Source organism: Sphingopyxis sp. sgz302558, from assembly GCF_057220455.1.
Map to the genome: position 1 here is coordinate 300,465 of NZ_JBXPUZ010000003.1, position 15,418 is coordinate 315,882.

The window sequence follows — 15,418 nt, forward strand, 5'->3', positions numbered from 1 at the left end:
GGGAAATCCCTCTGCCTCGCGGTCCCGGACTTGATCCGGGACAACAAGCTACTTTTGGCATGTTGTCCCGGATCAAGTCCGGGACGACGAACGATTGCAAAGGCAGGCGAACTTGACGCTTGACAAGCCCAACACTGTGTGGAACAAAACATGAACATGGAACGGATAAGGGGCAACTGGCGTTGTCCGCCTGCCCCCCAACGGAAGGGACCAAGATGATGCTGACCTTTGCCATTTCACTGTTGTTCACCACTGGGGCGGCTTTCGCATTGCTGGTAATCGTGGGCATGCTCGCGGGTAACCGTTCTGCCATCCTGTCGGCGCTGGCGGGACAGGGCGCTTTTGGAACGCGGCTCATCGATGCGGGCGGGCCGTCGCCGGATCGGCTGGCGCGGGTGAAGGTTGGGCCGGTGCGGCGCGGGATGGACAGCCGGGCGGCGCAGCACCGCCGCGCGCTCACGCCGATGGCGCTGCGCGCTGCCGCCTGATGCGGGCATAGCTCATGACGCTGAACGGGATGAGCGCGACGTAAACAAAGCTGATCAATGCCAGCAGGTGCCATGGCGTGAAAAAGAGCGCCGAGCCCGCTAGCGCCGCGAGCAGGATCAGTTCGAGCCGCAGCGTCTGGCGCACGCGCACCCGCCCCCAGCTGAAGGTGGCGAGATTCGAAATCATCAATATGCCAACCGCGCCCAGCCATAGCGCCACCGGCAGTGGCTGGCGAAACAGCTCATTGCCGGTCACAAACCACAGGTACAGCGGCAGGAACACCAGCCCCGCTCCCGCTGGTGCGGGCACGCCAGTCAGAAAGCCAGCCGATTTGTGCGGCTGGTCCTCGACATCGATAGCGGCATTAAAGCGCGCGAGCCGCAACGCTGCGCAGATGACGTAGCCCAGTGCGCAAATCCAGCCCCATTGGCGGCTTTCGTCCCCGATGGCCCAAAGATAGGTAATCAGCGCCGGCGACACGCCAAAAGCAATCACATCCGACAGCGAATCAAGCTCGGCACCGAAGCGGCTCTGGCCATTCAGCATGCGCGCGACGCGGCCGTCCATGCCGTCGAGCACCCCGGCAACGACAATCGCGCCCACTGCATATTTCCAATCCATCACCGCCCCGCTCTGCGATGCGGCGATAGCAAACAGCACACCGGTCAGCCCGCTGCACAGCGCGAGCGCGGTGATCACATTGGCCGGAATCGCTCGCAGCGGAATGCCGCGCACCCGGCGCGCGCGCGCGGGATGCACCCTGTCACCCCCGGATTGGTCGTTACTGGCCAATGCCGTCCTGCTCCGCCCCGACGCCCAGCCGCGCGATGATGGTTTCGCCCGCGAGCGTGCGCTGGCCCAGCAGCACGCTCGGGCTGGTACCGGCAGGGAGGAACACATCGACCCGGCTGCCGAAACGGATCAGGCCCACGCGCTGGCCGGTCCCCAGCATATCCCCCACCTTCACAAAAGGCAGGATGCGCCGCGCAACCAGCCCGGCAATCTGGGTAAAGCCGATGCGCACGCCATCCGCGCGCTCGACCACAAAATGCTGGCGCTCATTTTCCTCGCTCGCCTTGTCGAGATCGGCGTTCAGGAATTTGCCCGGGATATAAACCAGCTGCCGCACCGTTCCCGCAATCGGGGTGCGATTGATATGCACATCGAACACGCTCATGAAAATCGATACCCGCGTCAACGGTGCATCGCCCAGCCCCCCCGGGCCCGCCATTTCGGGCGGCGGCGGCACCTCGGCAATTTGCGTCACCAGCCCGTCAGCGGGGGCGATAATCAGGTCGCTGCCCGTCGGCGTCACGCGCACCGGATCGCGGAAGAAGGCCGCAACCCAGACAGTGATGCCGGCCATTGGCCAAGCCAGCGTTTCCCAGGCCATCAGCGCGAATACCACGCAGATAAAGGCGGCAATCAGGACGAATTTGCGCCCCTCCGGATGGACCGATGGCCATTGCCATTTGATCCCACCACCGGGGCGGTTACTGTGAGAAGTTTGCGACATGGCGGTCTATCTAGGGCGCTGCCTCGCCCGTGGCAATGTCGCTGGCCGAAAAGCTTGGCGCAGCGTCGGCCGACACCGCAAGCGCGCGCATTGACCCGCAATCCGGCTTTGCCTAAGGCCCGCTCGAAACCCTCCCCACAGGAAAAGGCGATCATGGGCAAAATCAAGGTCAAAAATCCGGTTGTCGAGCTTGATGGCGACGAAATGACGCGCATCATCTGGCAGTGGATCCGCGAAAAACTGATCCTGCCCTATCTCGACATTGACCTGCATTATTACGACCTTGGCATCGAGAAGCGCGACGAAACCAACGACCGCATCACGGTGGAATCGGCGCGTGCAATCCAGAAATATGGCGTCGGGGTCAAATGCGCGACGATCACCCCTGACGAACAACGCGTCGAGGAATTTGGCCTGAAATCGATGTGGAAGTCGCCCAACGGCACCATCCGCAACATTTTGGGTGGCGTTGTTTTCCGCGAACCGATCGTTATCAAAAATGTGCCGCGCCTTGTCCCCGGTTGGACCGATCCCATCGTGGTCGGCCGGCACGCTTTTGGCGACCAATATAAAGCGACTGATTTCCGCGTGCCTGGCCCTGGCAAGCTGCGGCTGGTGTTTGAAGGCGATGACGGCACGGTCATCGACGAGGAAGTGTTCCAATTCCCCTCGTCGGGCGTCGCCATGGGCATGTACAACCTCGACGATAGCATCGCCGATTTTGCCCGCGCCTGCATGAACTACGCCGCCGGGCGCGGTTGGCCGCTCTATCTTTCGACCAAGAACACCATCCTCAAGGCGTATGACGGGCGCTTCAAGGATATCTTTCAGGAAGTGTTCGACGCCGAATTCGCTGACAAGTTCAAGGCGGCCGGCACCGTTTACGAACATCGCCTGATCGACGACATGGTTGCTTCCGCGCTGAAATGGAGCGGCAAGTTCGTCTGGGCCTGCAAGAATTATGACGGCGATGTCCAGTCGGATACGGTGGCGCAGGGCTTTGGTTCGCTGGGCCTCATGACCTCGGTCTTGCTCAGCCCCGATGGCCGCACGGTCGAGGCCGAAGCCGCGCACGGCACCGTAACCCGCCACTATCGCATGCATCAGCAGGGCAAGGCGACCAGCACCAATCCCATCGCGTCAATCTTCGCTTGGACCCAGGGCCTGTCCTATCGCGGCAAGTTTGACGACACGCCCGATGTCACCCGCTTTGCCCAGACGCTCGAGCGTGTTTGCATCCAGACCGTCGAAGAAGGCAAGATGACAAAGGACCTGGCGCTGCTGATCGGCCCCGACCAGAGCTGGATGACGACCGAGATGTTCTTCGAGGCGATCCGCGAGAATCTCGAAAAAGCGATGGGGAAGTGGGCGTAAGCGGCGAACTGGGCACGTTAATTCCCGAAATCTCGTCATCCCGGACGTGATCCGGGATAACAAACCGAACGCGTGCGTTATCCCGGATCACGTCCAGGATGACGATGCTGGGGTGGTTTTGCCGTCCACCCCAACTTCCCCCTGACAATCGGCCCCGCATGCGCCATAGCCGGTGCATGGCGATTGATTATGGCAGCAGCGGACTTGCGAACACGCTGGTCGTGCTGGGCGCGGCGGGGATTGTCATCCCCGCTTTCGCGCGCATCCGCATTTCCCCGGTCATCGGCTTCATATTGGTCGGCGTGCTGGTGGGTCCCGCCATGCTGGGGGCGCTCGCCAACGAGCGGCCCTGGCTGCAATATTTCTCGATCAGCAACCGCGAGGCGATTGCGCCCTTTGCCGAACTTGGCATTATCCTGCTCTTGTTTTCCATCGGGCTGGAATTGTCGTTCCGCCGCGTGTGGAACATGCGCAAGCTGGTGTTCGGGGTGGGCGCGGGCCAGCTGATCGGCGGCGGCGTCATCCTCGCGCTGTTGCTTTACGCCATCGGCGGCTATGCGCCCGCCGCAGCGCTGGGACTGGGGCTTGCGCTCGCGCTATCCTCAACCGCGTTGGTGCTGCGCATTACCGGCACCAAGAGCATCGTCGGCAGGTCGGCCTTTGCCATGCTGCTGTTCGAGGATCTGGCCATTGTGCCCATCATCTTCCTGCTCGGTGCGCTGGCACCCGCCATGGAGGGCGACGGCGGACTGGCACTGCTCATGACGACCCTGTGGCAGGGAGCGGTGGTGGTCGCGGTGCTCGCCGCCGCCGGCCGCTGGATATTGCCGGTGATGTTCGCGCAAGCGGCACGCGCCAAGAGCAGCGAGATTTTTCTCGCCGCCAGCCTGCTGGTCGTGATCGTCGCAGCAATGGCGACGGCAGCAGTCGGGCTGTCGCCGATATTTGGCGCACTGATGGCTGGCCTGATGATCGCCGAAACCGACTATCATGCCGAAGTCGAGGCCATCATCGACCCGTTCAAGGGGTTGGCGCTGGGCGTCTTCCTGATCAGCGTCGGGATGAGCCTGAACCTTGAAAAGATCGCGGCACAGTGGCCGCAGTTGGTGCTGGCGGTCGTCGGCGTGGTGCTGGTCAAGGCGCTGGTTACCGGCGGCCTGCTGCGCATGGCAGGGGCGCGGCGCGGCACGGCGGCAGAAGTTGGCGTGCTCATGGCCAGCCCATCCGAAACCACATTGATCGTGCTCACCGCCGCTATGACTGCCGGACTGGTCGATCGTGCCACCGGGGAATTCTGGCAGATTGTAACCGCCATCGGTTTGACAATCACGCCATTGCTGGCCCGCGTTGGCCATGATGTCGCGCGGCGGATTGAGTTAGCCGGGGCTCCGGTTGACAGCGGCGATGACATTTCCGGCCGGACATTGGTCGTCGGCTTTGGCCGCGTGGGTCAGACCGTGGCCGAGCTGCTACGCGAACATGACCGCCCCTATCTGGCGGTGGATGCCGACATCGACACCGTGACGGCGGCGCGCCGGACAGGCTTTGCCATCCGTTTTGCAGACGTCAGCCGCGCCGGGGTGATCGACCGGCTCGATCTGGCGGCCGCGCATGCGGTGGTGATGACGATGGACGATCCAGTGCAGCAGCTCGCCCTGACGCGCAAGTTGCGCGCGCGCTTCCCGCAATTGCCGATCATCACCCGCGCCCGCGATGCCGACCATGCCGCCGATCTGTATCGCGCCGGCGCCACCGACGCCGTGCCCGAAACGCTCGAAAGTTCGCTGCAATTGGCCGAAGCGTTGCTGATTGACCTTGGCGTCGCCATGGGCCCTGTGATCGCCTCAATTCACGAAGTGCGCGACCGTATGCGGCGCGAAATCATGACCAAGGGCGAACTCGACTCCCCTCCCCGGCTGCGCAATTTGCGCAAAGCCAATCCGGAATGATTCAGCGCGGGGCGGCGTTTGCGTCGCCGCCAATGCGCGTTCCGGCCAGCGTCTGCCCCGGCGGCAATATCACCAGCGACCAACGCCGCTCGGCAACCAAATAGCGCTGCGCCAGCGCCTGAATATCGGCCGGGGTGATGGCCCGTGCATGATCCTCGATGCTCAGCGCCGCACGCACCACGCGCGGGTCGCGCGAGGCCCCCTCCAGCAGGTGCATCCAGTAAAGATTACCGGTCAGTGCGCGCGTAATCTGTTCGCGGATTGGTCCGGCGGCCCGCCCCAACTCGTCATCGCTGACCGGCTTGCTGGCCAGCTCGCGCGCTATGTCTCCGGCAATGTCAAAAAAGCGGTCGATGTCCTTCGGCGCTAGCAGGCTGCCGACCAGCAAATAGCCGCCGTCGTCAAATCCCGTTGGCCAGTCGCTGGTCACAATCGGCCCATAGCTCGCGCCGTCCTGCGCGCGCAGCCGTTCGAACAGCCGGTCGTTGAAAATGGCAGCGAGCACATCGATCTGGCGGCCGGTGCGGATCCCGCCGATGCCGCCGCCCGTCGGCCAAGCCAGCAGTGCCGCCGCCTGCCCCGAATCGCCCTTGTGGGTCACCACGCGCGGCGTCGGGGTCGCGGCGGGGAAGGTCAGTCGTTGGCCGCCCGCGGGCGGAGTGGTGGCCGTTGGCTGCAGCGTGCCCAGCGTTTCGGCAAGCAGCGTCCCGACATCAACACTGCCCAGATCGCCAAACAATTGCACCTCGATCGGCCCCGATTTCAGCTGCGGTTCCCAAAAAGCGCGGAAGGCCTCGGGCGTCAGCGCATTGATCGCCTCGCGCGACGGCGGCTGCCAGCGGCTGTCGCGGTCGCGCAGCCAGGCGAGCAGATCGCGCTCGATCAGGCCGCCCGGCGTCGTTTCGGCCTGGTCAAAGCCGGTGAGCATTCCCAGTTTGAGCCGCGCGATGGGCGCCGGGTCCCAGCCTGGCTGCGCCAGCTTGGCGGTAATCAACTTCAACTGGTCGGCCAGATCGGCGGGACTGGTTTCTGCCGTCCACTCAAACCCATTGTCTTCGACCGCAAAATTCAACTGGAGCTGTCGGCCGTTGGTCAATTCGTCGAGTTCATTCTGCCCCAGCGAACCGATGCCGCTCGCCGCGAGCGCGTAGTCGCCCGTCCACAGCAAGCTCGGCGCATCAGCAGCCACGCTGCGCGCGCCATTGCCGAAGCGCACGTTGACGCGGACCTTGTCAGGTTCCACGCCATTGCTCGACACCAGCGCGACGACGCCGTTGCTCAGCACAAATCGGCGGGCATTGAGCCCCGGGATTTGCGCGACCTCGCTGACCGTGCCGGGCGCGCCCAGCTTCGGCACATCGGCCATGGTCACGGGCCTGGCGTCAACATTTTGCACCAGCGCCACGGCGGGCTCGGCGAGCGCTTGCGCCAGAGCCAATTCGTCGCCGGGCATCGCCGCCGGCGCGACCATCGCCAGTCGCTCGACCGGTCCGGCGAACAGCTTGCGCGTCGTTTCCAGCATGACTTGCGGCGAGGCGCTGGCGCGGATCGCCGCAAACATGCTGACCTGCGTGGCTGGATTGGTCACCACCTCGCCGATGTCGACCGCACGGATAACATCATCGGCTAGCCGCGCAGCGGGCTCGTTGCGGGCATTGTCGAGTTCTTTTTGCAGAAAGGCAGCGATTTCATTGGCCTCGCGGTCGATCTCGGCCTGCGTCGGCGCGGTGCTGACAGCGGCAGCGATAACCGATCGGACATCGCGCAGCGCCGCCTGCCAATTGTCACCCGCGGGCACGACCTGAACCGTGGTAATGTCGGCCGAGCGGCTCACCACCTCTTGCTGCGCGCTGGCGACCAGATAACTCCCGCCCGAGCGCGCCGCGCGCTCAAACCGGCGGTTGATGAGCGCGGTCGCCAGAAAATCGAGGTAGAGCTGGCGCGTATAGGCGAGCGTATCGGTCTGGTGCCGCCAGGGCCGGATCGTCGCCAGCGTCAGGGTGCGCGGTTGCGCCGGTTCAGCGATCACCGCAACCTTCGGCTGCGCCGGATCGGGATCGCCCAGCGGCGGCATTTCGCCCGCCTTGCCCTTGCCGCGCCAGCCGCCGAAATGGCGTTTGATCAAGGCGGCAAAGTTCGCCGGGTCGCCGTCGCCGACCATCACCACGACGGCATTCTCGGGCCGGTAATAGCGCCGGTGAAAATCGCTGACGTTTTCGGCGCGTGCGCCCGCCAGCGTTTCCGGCGTACCGATGGGCGAGCGCCCCGCTAGCCGCTGCCCGGCGAAGATATGGTTGTTCATCCGGTCGCTGACGCGCAACTGCGGCCCGTCGGCTTCGCGCAATTCGGCCAGCACGATGCTGCGCTCGGCATCAAGCGAGGCCGTTTCGATCCGCGGCGCGCGGATCATCCCGGCGAGCAGCTTCATCCCCTCGTCCAGCGTGTCGGGAGTCACGCTGGGCAGGTCAAGCTTATAGACCGTTTCCGTCGGCGTTGTCTGGGCATTGCTGTCGCTGCCAAAGGTCACACCAAAGCGTTGCCAGATCCGCCGCGCTTCGCCGTCGGGTACATGTTCGGACCCGCGAAAAGCCAGATGTTCGAGCAAATGGGCAAAACCGCGTTCGTCGTCGCGCTCGTACAGCGAACCCACATCGAGCCGCACCCGAATCGACACCTGCCCCGGGGGCACGCCATTGTTGCGTACCGCGTAGCGCAGCCCATTGGGCAACGTGCCGAACGTCCATTCGGGATCGCGCGGAATGTCGCTGCCGACATATAGCCAGTCATCGGCAGGGACGCTGCTCGCCGATGGCTCGGTGGCGGTCAGACTGGCCGGAGCCAGCAAACCAAGGGCAAAGACAGGAGCGATCCAGCGCAGCACGCGCCAGCGGGGGAGGTTCAACATTCCGCCCTTCTAGCCCCACAAAAGCTTGCGCGCCAATGAACGAAAGCGGCTCCGCCAATATTCTTGTTGCCATTGTGGTCGCCGCCTATCGTGCCGCGATGCACGATATCATCATCGCCGCCGCCCAGATGACGAGCGGGATCGACCCAGGCGGCAATCTGGACCAGATTGCCGCCGCCGCAGCCGCAGCGCGCAGCGCAGGCGCGGCAATGCTGTTTTTGCCGGAAATGGCGCTGCTGCTCGACCGCGATCGGCAACGATCGGCGGCGCACATTGTACGCGAAGACGATTCGCGCTGGCCCGCGCGGCTGGCCGCCATCGCCGCCGACAACGCATTATGGCTGCATGCCGGATCAGCGCCCTTCCTGACCGACGATGGCGCACGGCGCGTCAACCGCAGCTTGGTCTTCTCGCCCGATGGCGATCTCGCCGCGCGCTATGACAAGGTGCATATGTTCGATGTCGACCTGCCCAGCGGTGAAAGCTGGCGCGAATCAGCGGCTTATGCTGGTGGTGACCGGATTGCGTTGGCCGACACGCCCGCTGGACGGCTGGGCCTGACGATCTGCTTTGATCTGCGTTTTCCCGAATTATTCGCCGCGCTGGCGGGAGCCGGAGCCGACGTCATTGCCGTTCCGGCGGCTTTCACAGTGCCCACCGGTCAGGCGCATTGGCATGTCCTGCTGCGCGCTCGCGCGATTGAAACCGGCTGCTTCATCGTCGCCGCGGCGCAGGCCGGGACGCACGCCGATGGCCGCGCCACTTATGGTCACAGCCTGATCATCAATCCCTGGGGCGAAATATTGGCTGAGGCTCCTGCCGGCGATTCGCTGTCTCGCGAACCGACGCTGATTACCGCCCGAATCGACCTGGCGGCTGTGGCGCAGGCGCGGGCAGCCATCCCGCTGGCGCGGTCGCGCGAAATGCGGACCCTCAAATTCTAAGCACGCAGGCGCTTCACGAATGACATCGGGCCGATTCGGCACGATGCCACCAACACCCTTCAAGGCAAACCACACGCAGCAAAGGGGCCGCTGCCAAAGGCAACGACCCCTCTGTATAGCTTTGAAGGCTCAGCCGATTACGGGCTGGTCGGTTCGTCGTCGCTGCCGTCAGAGATTGCTACGATGGCGCCAATGGCCGCAGCAACACCGATCAGGATCAGGACCCACGACGCGCCTTCGACGTCGCTTTCGCCTTCAACTGCCGAAATGGCACGCAGGTCAGCAAGCGGAGCAGCCGAAGCAGCGACCGGTGCGACCAGCATCGACGTGGCAGCAAGAGCAACAGCCGCCTTCTTGAGAATGTTCATTATAATCTCCATCCACTGGACTGCCTGTACCCCAGATGATTACGGGAAGGAGAATTTCCCGACCAACTGGACAGTCCATTCCGCTCTACCCACTGCCTTGCGGCATTGCAACATTCTTTTTGTCGCATTTTATGAAGCTGGTAACCTTTGACGACGGAATGCCGCGAATATCCGTCGGATTGAAAATTGCTTTGCGACAAAAATCACCCTCTGCGCACTTTTTCCCAGTTTTCGGAGGTTACGGGATAGCCCAAATCGGTCGGAATACATAACCTCGTACCCTCGTCATGCTCTTCGATCCACGGGGTTATCCGGCGCACGGGGTATTGGCGGGCGTGCTGCGCGAAACTGTCCGCTGACGCATGGCCGGCAAGCCGTTCCAGATTGCGCCGGGTTGGAAAAATGATGCTGATGTCGCCAGCATCGGCGGCATCGAGCGCACTCTGCGCTGTGCCCCAAAAAATGTGGCTGTGCTCGGCTTCGCTAACGCTCAGCTCGTGCCCATGGTCGGGCGCGGCAACCGCAAAGAACCAGGTGTCGAAGGTGCGCGCTTCCTTGAAATTGGGGCACCAGCGCGCAAATGGCACGAGCGCGTCCAGCTCCAACCGGTCGCCGCGCTCGGCGAGAATCGACGACAGCGGCCGTTCGGCAAGCAGGTCAGCGCGCACCGCCTCCAGCGAATCAGGTTCCAGCGTTGGCCATCCAACTGGCAACCCCGTTTCCTCGATTGTTTCGCGCAGCGCCGCGACCCGGGCCGCGCCTTCCAGCGTTGGCATACCGTGCAGGGCCGCCACGCAATGATCATCAGGATCGATGCGCCCGCCCGGGAAAACAACGGCCCCGGCGGCAAAGGCCATGGTGGTTGCCCGCTTCACCAACAATAACTCGGCTGCCTTCGCGCCGGGGCGCATGATGACCAGCGTCGCCGCAGGAATGGCACCCTCAATCACAATCTCTTCGTTCATGCCTTGCTGGTAGCGCGGCAATCGCTGCGCGCAAGCGCTTGCGCGGCCTCATCGCCCGGCGCATGCTGGCGGCGGGCGATTGTAGGGGGGGGCAAACGCGCGGATGGACATCATCGAGATTTTGGGTGTGGCCGGCAGCCTCAGCCTGCTGGCTGGGTGGCGGCTCTATCTCACCATCCTCGCCACCGGCACGGCGATGCATTTCGGCTGGCTGCCCTTGCCCGAGCATCTGGCGGCGCTGAAAGTGCTGGCTGAGCCCTGGGTACTGGGCGCCGCCGCCGTTGGCACCATCGCCGAATTTTTTGCCGACAAAGTGGCCTGGGTCGATAGCGTCTGGGACGCCATCCACAGTTTCGTTCGGCCCATGGGGGGTGCGCTATTGGCGTTGGCGCTGGTCGATGCGTCTGACCCTATATGGCAGGTAATCGCCTTCCTGCTTGGCGGCGGCGGCGCGCTGCTCAGCCACGGGGCAAAGGCGACAACCCGCGCCGTCGTCAACGTCAGCCCCGAACCATTCAGCAATGTCGCCGTGTCGGCGGGCGAAGATGTCGCGACCGGCGGACTATTAACGCTCGCCATCGCCTTTCCGGCGCTGGCCATCGGCATTGCTATCGTGCTGGCACTGGCAGCGGTCGCCGTTATCTGGGTGCTCGGCCGTCTGCTGCGCAACATCAAGCGCGCCCTGACGCCGGACCAGCGTTCATCTTCGGAAACGGGCTGACGCACCGCGACAGAAATGGTGACCCCTACGGGACTCGAACCCGTGTTTTCGCCGTGAAAGGGCGACGTCCTAGACCGCTAGACGAAGGGGCCGTCGTTCGGTGAGCGCGCGCCTTAGACGCGCACCTGCGGGGGGTCAAGGGGTCCGCGCGCGATTCTTGGCAGGCAATAGCTTAGTCCGCCCAGGCGGCATCCTCGACATGCAGTTCGGCAGCCTCGCGTCCGCCCCAATCGTCGCGTTTGGCGCGGCCCGCGAGCCACAGCCGCCGCCCGCGCGAGGCCAGCAGCGCCTGACCCAATTCGGTTTCCGCGCTGCGAAACGCCATTGCCTTGAAACGCGCGCCATCGTCGCCGCTGGCCAGCGCGCGGACATGGTCGGTGCCGACCACCGACACATCGACAATGCGCACCGGCCCGGTGGCGACGCGCGGAGCGGGCCAGCCGGCCCCGAACGGCCCCGCCGCCTCGATGGCGTCGCACCACAGCGGCGCAATGCCGCGCGGGGCGAGCACCGCGTCGATGGACAGCATGCGGTCGGCGGTCGCGCGCGCCACGGCCTCGGCCAGACGGTCGTTCAGAAACTCGGTCAATGCGTCGATCTTGCCTGCACCGATGGTAAGGCCCGCTGCCATTGCATGCCCGCCGCCTGCAATCAGCAGGCCGTAGTCCTTGGCCGCCAGCACCGCTGCGCCCAGATCAACGCCGTTGATCGAGCGGCCCGATCCTTTGCCCACGCCGGCCTCGTCCACCGCGATGACGATGGCGGGGCGTCCCATGCGTTCCTTCAGCCGCGCGGCGACGATACCAATAACGCCGGGGTGCCAGCCGTTGCCCGAGACGATGGACACCGCGGCATTGGCGGTGGCGCTGCCCTTGGCCAGCGCCTCTTCGAGCACGCCAGCCTCGATGGCGCGGCGCTCTTCGTTAAGGCGCGACAATTCGGCGGCGATCGTGGCCGCCTCGCCTGCGTCCTCGGTGGTCAGCAGCCGCACGCCGAGGTCCGATTTGCCGACGCGTCCGCCCGCATTGATGCGCGGCCCCAGCGCAAAGCCCAAATCGCTCGCCTGCGGACTGCGCGTCAGGCGCGAAGCGTCCATCAGCGCGCTCAGCCCAACATTGCCGCGCCGCGCCATCACTTTCAGGCCCTGCGTCACCAGCGCCCGGTTGAAACCAGTCAGCTTGGCAACGTCGGCCACCGTGCCGAGCGCGACGATGTCGAGCAGCTGCTTGAGATCGGGCTCGGCGCGGTTCACGAAGAACCCGCGCGCCCGCAAAAGGCGCAGCAGCGCCGCGCCGAGCAGGAAAGCCACGCCCACCGCCGCCAGATTGCCATGCACCGCCGCCTCCGGGGCTTCATCCAGCCGGTTCGGGTTGACGATGGCATAGCCGTCGGGGAGCGTCGTCGCGCACTGGTGGTGGTCAACCACAATGACCTCGATGCCCGCCGCGCGCGCCTCGGCCAGCGCTTCGAACGCCTGTGCGCCGCAATCGACGGTGACGATCAGCCGCGATCCCGCCTTGCCCAGTTTCACCAGCGCCGCGCCCGACGGGCCATAACCCTCCATCAGCCGGTCGGGGATATAGGCGCCGGGCTCCAGCCCCAATTGCCGCAACAGGCGGACCAACAGCGCCGCCGACGTCGCACCATCGACGTCATAGTCGCCAAAGATGGTAAGCGGCTCGCCCGCCTGAACCGCGTCGGCCAGCCGCGCCGCCGCGCGCTCCATATCCTGAAAAATGGCGGGATCGGGCATGAAGCCGCGCAGGGACGGTGCGCGGTGACGCTCCAGATCATCCGGCTCCACGCCGCGCGCGAGCAGCAATTGCGTGACCAGATCCTGCGGGGTCAGCCCGTCGCCCCCCACATCGTTGCTCGCCCGCCGCCAGCGCCACCCCTGACCGTTGATGCTGTGCGTGATGCCAAGGGCAATTTCGCCGCTCATGCGCGCACCGCCCGCGCCGCAAGAATGCGGGCGCGCAAATCTGCCGCCAGCGTCACCGGCACCGCATCGATATCGTGACTGGCGAGCGCGCTTTCGCCCGGCACGCCCAGCGCCAAGCGCACACAGCCAAACCGGCGCAGCAGCGGCCCGTCGGCCAGATCCGCGCTCTGCACATTGGCAAAGGGCAATATGGTCAGCCGCGGCGACCACCAGCCGCGCCAGATATACAGTACCCGGCCATCATCGGCCCAGCGGTGGCGCATGGCGGGCAGCAACGCGCCGACGACCATCACCGCCGCGACCAGCAGCGGAACCGCGCCCTGCCACAGCCCCAGCAGCACCGCCACCAGCCCCCCGGTCGCCAGCAAGGCCGCAACCATCAGCATCCCCGCCGCCTGCGCCAGCACTGGCACCTGAACCGCATCCGCATCGCCCGAGGGCCGCGCCAGCCGGACCGGCGCCAGCACGCGGTCGATATCGGCCAGCTGCCCGAACGGCACCAGCTGATGGTCTTTCTCCTCGCCGCCGTCGCTGGCCAGGCTCTGCAGGCGCAGCTCGTGCCAGCCCCAGCGCTGGCGGATGATGCCGCTTGCCACCACCGCCGCCTGCACGCGCGCCAGCGGGATCGCCACATCGGTGCGCGTCGTCAGCCCGCGTACCCGCCGGAACGCGCGCGGCCCCAGCGTCAGCAGGAAATTCCAGTTGACCAGCACCGTGCGCACCACGCCCGTCGCAAAGCCGACGAAAAGCAGCGCGATGATGGCGCCAATCCCCGCGACCCATTGGTGCGCCTGAATCCAGTCGCCCACGCCGCTGTCTTCGGCCAGGTTCATCCAGAATCGCACGCTGAATATATCCATGGGCAGCAGGTCATCGAACCACTGCGCCGCCACGCCCACCACCGCCAGCGCCGCCAGCGAAAAGTTGAACAGCCCGGCAAGCACCAGCCGCTGCGGCGACATGCTGAACAACTCATCATCATCGTCCGCAACTTCGGCCGCGCCGTCGGCCGCCACCACCGCGCCGCTGCGCCACGCGCGGATGGAACGGCGCAGGTCCTCCGCTTCCTCCAGCGCCAGCGCGTCGAGGTCGCCCTTCCCCTTTTCCGTCTCCGCCGCGCCGGTTTCGAACGCCACTTTGGCCAGGCCCAGCGCGCGCGCCACCACACCCTGTTCGATGCTGACGTCCTGTATGCGGTCAAAGGGGATGGTGCGGTGCTGGCGGTCGAATATGCCGCTTTCGATCACCACCGCATCCTCGGCGATCCGCCAGCGAAAGCGTGCCCAGGCCAGCCAGCTGAACCCCAAGCTCGCCAGCAGGAACACCCCCATCGCCGGCGCGACATAGGTCCAGCTGCCCGCAATCCCGATGGCCGCCAGCGCGGGCACCATCCGCACCAGCTTCGGCCCCAGCCCGATCACCGCGAGCAGCAGCGTCAGCGGCGACAGCCGCCGCCAGCCTTCATCCTCTTCCACCAGCGTCAGCGCCGCTTCGCTCATGCAAAGTCCGACACGATATGGCGGCGGATCGCGTCGCGCATCTCCGCCGCATGCCGCGCGGGCAGGCCCGGCAGCGTCACCGTGCTGTTGTGCGTGCCCGATGTGTGGACGACCAGGTGCGACAGGCCATAGCGCCGCTCGATCACCCCCTGCCCCACGTCGATATGCTGCACGCGCACGAACGGCACGATGGTGTCGGTGCGAAAGAAATAGCCGCGCGCGACGCGCAGATCCTCGTCGCCCAGCGCAAAGCCCAGCCGCTCATAGCGCCGCGCGGGCAGCATCACGATGGCGATCAGCGCGGCGAACCACACCAGCGCCGTCACCAACCCCACCGGCCCCTCGATCTGCGGCATCACCAGCGCATCAATCGCCACCGCGCCGATCATCAGCGGCAGCCAGCTCAGCGCAATGCCGATCCGCATCACCTTGGGATAGGCGGGGTCCACCGGCTGCAACGCCGCGCTGAGCCAAGGGTCATCGGGCGGCGCGGGAACCATGGCTTCGGCGTCGGGCCCAGCGGCATCGGAGTGTTGCACTTCGCTCATACACTTATGAGTAAGGCTTCGTCCGTCCGCCCGCAATGCCTTGGCCGCGCAATTTCTTCATGGTAGCGTGCGCGCCATCACATCGGGTCGCATCCATTTGGTGTAGCGAGGTGCAGCAGCAGGGTTGAATCACGGTCAGCCAAGGCAGCATCGGTTCCCCGGCGAAAGCCGGGGCCCAGAGCGGCCTTGCGCCAAGCC

Annotated in this window: 13 protein-coding genes and 1 tRNA gene; 5 read left to right on the forward strand and 9 right to left on the reverse strand. The window is 65.2% G+C overall.

The features are described 5' to 3' along the window. The first annotated feature begins 215 nt into the window (after positions 1 to 215). Positions 216 to 488 (forward strand): hypothetical protein, encoded by a 273-nt coding sequence (locus AC2TC0_RS12100; RefSeq protein ID WP_484717777.1) that lies wholly within the window; start codon positions 216 to 218, stop codon positions 486 to 488. Here AC2TC0_RS12100 and AC2TC0_RS12105 read toward each other — a convergent pair. After that, positions 457 to 1,281: a CDP-alcohol phosphatidyltransferase family protein gene (locus tag AC2TC0_RS12105; RefSeq protein ID WP_484717778.1), complete on the reverse strand. Its 825-nt coding sequence runs from the start codon at positions 1,279 to 1,281 to the stop codon at positions 457 to 459. The two genes, AC2TC0_RS12100 and AC2TC0_RS12105, sit on opposite strands and share 32 nt — an antisense overlap. Continuing rightward, positions 1,271 to 2,005, reverse strand: a complete 735-nt coding sequence (locus AC2TC0_RS12110; protein WP_484717779.1) for a phosphatidylserine decarboxylase — start codon at positions 2,003 to 2,005, stop codon at positions 1,271 to 1,273. The genes AC2TC0_RS12105 and AC2TC0_RS12110 overlap by 11 nt, the downstream gene beginning before the upstream one ends. 153 nt (positions 2,006 to 2,158) lie before the next feature. Here AC2TC0_RS12110 and AC2TC0_RS12115 point away from each other — a divergent pair, with 153 nt between their 5' ends. Then, positions 2,159 to 3,379: an NADP-dependent isocitrate dehydrogenase gene (locus AC2TC0_RS12115; protein ID WP_484717780.1), complete on the forward strand. Its 1,221-nt coding sequence runs from the start codon at positions 2,159 to 2,161 to the stop codon at positions 3,377 to 3,379. Between the two features lie 176 nt (positions 3,380 to 3,555). Beyond that, positions 3,556 to 5,328 (forward strand): cation:proton antiporter domain-containing protein, encoded by a 1,773-nt coding sequence (locus AC2TC0_RS12120; RefSeq protein WP_484717781.1) that lies wholly within the window; start codon positions 3,556 to 3,558, stop codon positions 5,326 to 5,328. Position 5,329: 1 nt separating this feature from the next. Here the strand turns inward: AC2TC0_RS12120 and AC2TC0_RS12125 are convergent, their stop codons facing one another. Further along, positions 5,330 to 8,233 carry a M16 family metallopeptidase gene (locus AC2TC0_RS12125; protein WP_484717782.1) on the reverse strand — a complete coding sequence of 968 codons (2,904 nt, stop codon included), beginning with the start codon at positions 8,231 to 8,233 and terminating at the stop codon, positions 5,330 to 5,332. A gap of 107 nt (positions 8,234 to 8,340) precedes the next feature. Between AC2TC0_RS12125 and AC2TC0_RS12130 the strand changes: the two genes are divergently transcribed. Further along, positions 8,341 to 9,177 (forward strand): carbon-nitrogen hydrolase family protein, encoded by an 837-nt coding sequence (locus AC2TC0_RS12130; protein ID WP_484718124.1) that lies wholly within the window; start codon positions 8,341 to 8,343, stop codon positions 9,175 to 9,177. Positions 9,178 to 9,314: 137 nt separating this feature from the next. On the opposite strand, the gene AC2TC0_RS12135 is transcribed toward AC2TC0_RS12130, so the two are convergent. Both AC2TC0_RS12135 and AC2TC0_RS12140 read right to left on the reverse strand, forming a co-directional pair. After that, complete coding sequence (locus AC2TC0_RS12135) at positions 9,315 to 9,545, reverse strand: hypothetical protein (RefSeq protein WP_484717783.1); 231 nt, start codon at positions 9,543 to 9,545, stop codon at positions 9,315 to 9,317. Positions 9,546 to 9,748: 203 nt separating this feature from the next. Then, positions 9,749 to 10,510 (reverse strand): NUDIX hydrolase, encoded by a 762-nt coding sequence (locus AC2TC0_RS12140; RefSeq protein WP_484717784.1) that lies wholly within the window; start codon positions 10,508 to 10,510, stop codon positions 9,749 to 9,751. A gap of 103 nt (positions 10,511 to 10,613) precedes the next feature. Between AC2TC0_RS12140 and AC2TC0_RS12145 the strand changes: the two genes are divergently transcribed. Continuing rightward, positions 10,614 to 11,231 (forward strand): DUF4126 domain-containing protein, encoded by a 618-nt coding sequence (locus AC2TC0_RS12145; protein WP_484717785.1) that lies wholly within the window; start codon positions 10,614 to 10,616, stop codon positions 11,229 to 11,231. 16 nt (positions 11,232 to 11,247) lie between these two features. Here the strand turns inward: AC2TC0_RS12145 and AC2TC0_RS12150 are convergent. From AC2TC0_RS12150 to AC2TC0_RS12165, 4 genes are all read right to left on the reverse strand, one after another. Next, positions 11,248 to 11,323 (reverse strand) — tRNA-Glu (locus AC2TC0_RS12150). Between the two features lie 80 nt (positions 11,324 to 11,403). Next, positions 11,404 to 13,173, reverse strand: coding sequence for a single-stranded-DNA-specific exonuclease RecJ (gene recJ / locus AC2TC0_RS12155; protein ID WP_484717786.1), 1,770 nt, complete (start codon positions 13,171 to 13,173; stop codon positions 11,404 to 11,406). Then, positions 13,170 to 14,672 carry a PH domain-containing protein gene (locus AC2TC0_RS12160; RefSeq protein WP_484717787.1) on the reverse strand — a complete coding sequence of 501 codons (1,503 nt, stop codon included), beginning with the start codon at positions 14,670 to 14,672 and terminating at the stop codon, positions 13,170 to 13,172. The genes recJ and AC2TC0_RS12160 overlap by 4 nt, the downstream gene beginning before the upstream one ends. Beyond that, the gene (locus AC2TC0_RS12165; RefSeq protein ID WP_484717788.1) at positions 14,669 to 15,220 is read right to left on the reverse strand and encodes a PH domain-containing protein; all 552 of its coding nucleotides are present in this window, start codon (positions 15,218 to 15,220) and stop codon (positions 14,669 to 14,671) included. The genes AC2TC0_RS12160 and AC2TC0_RS12165 overlap by 4 nt, the downstream gene beginning before the upstream one ends. Positions 15,221 to 15,418: the final 198 nt, after the last annotated feature.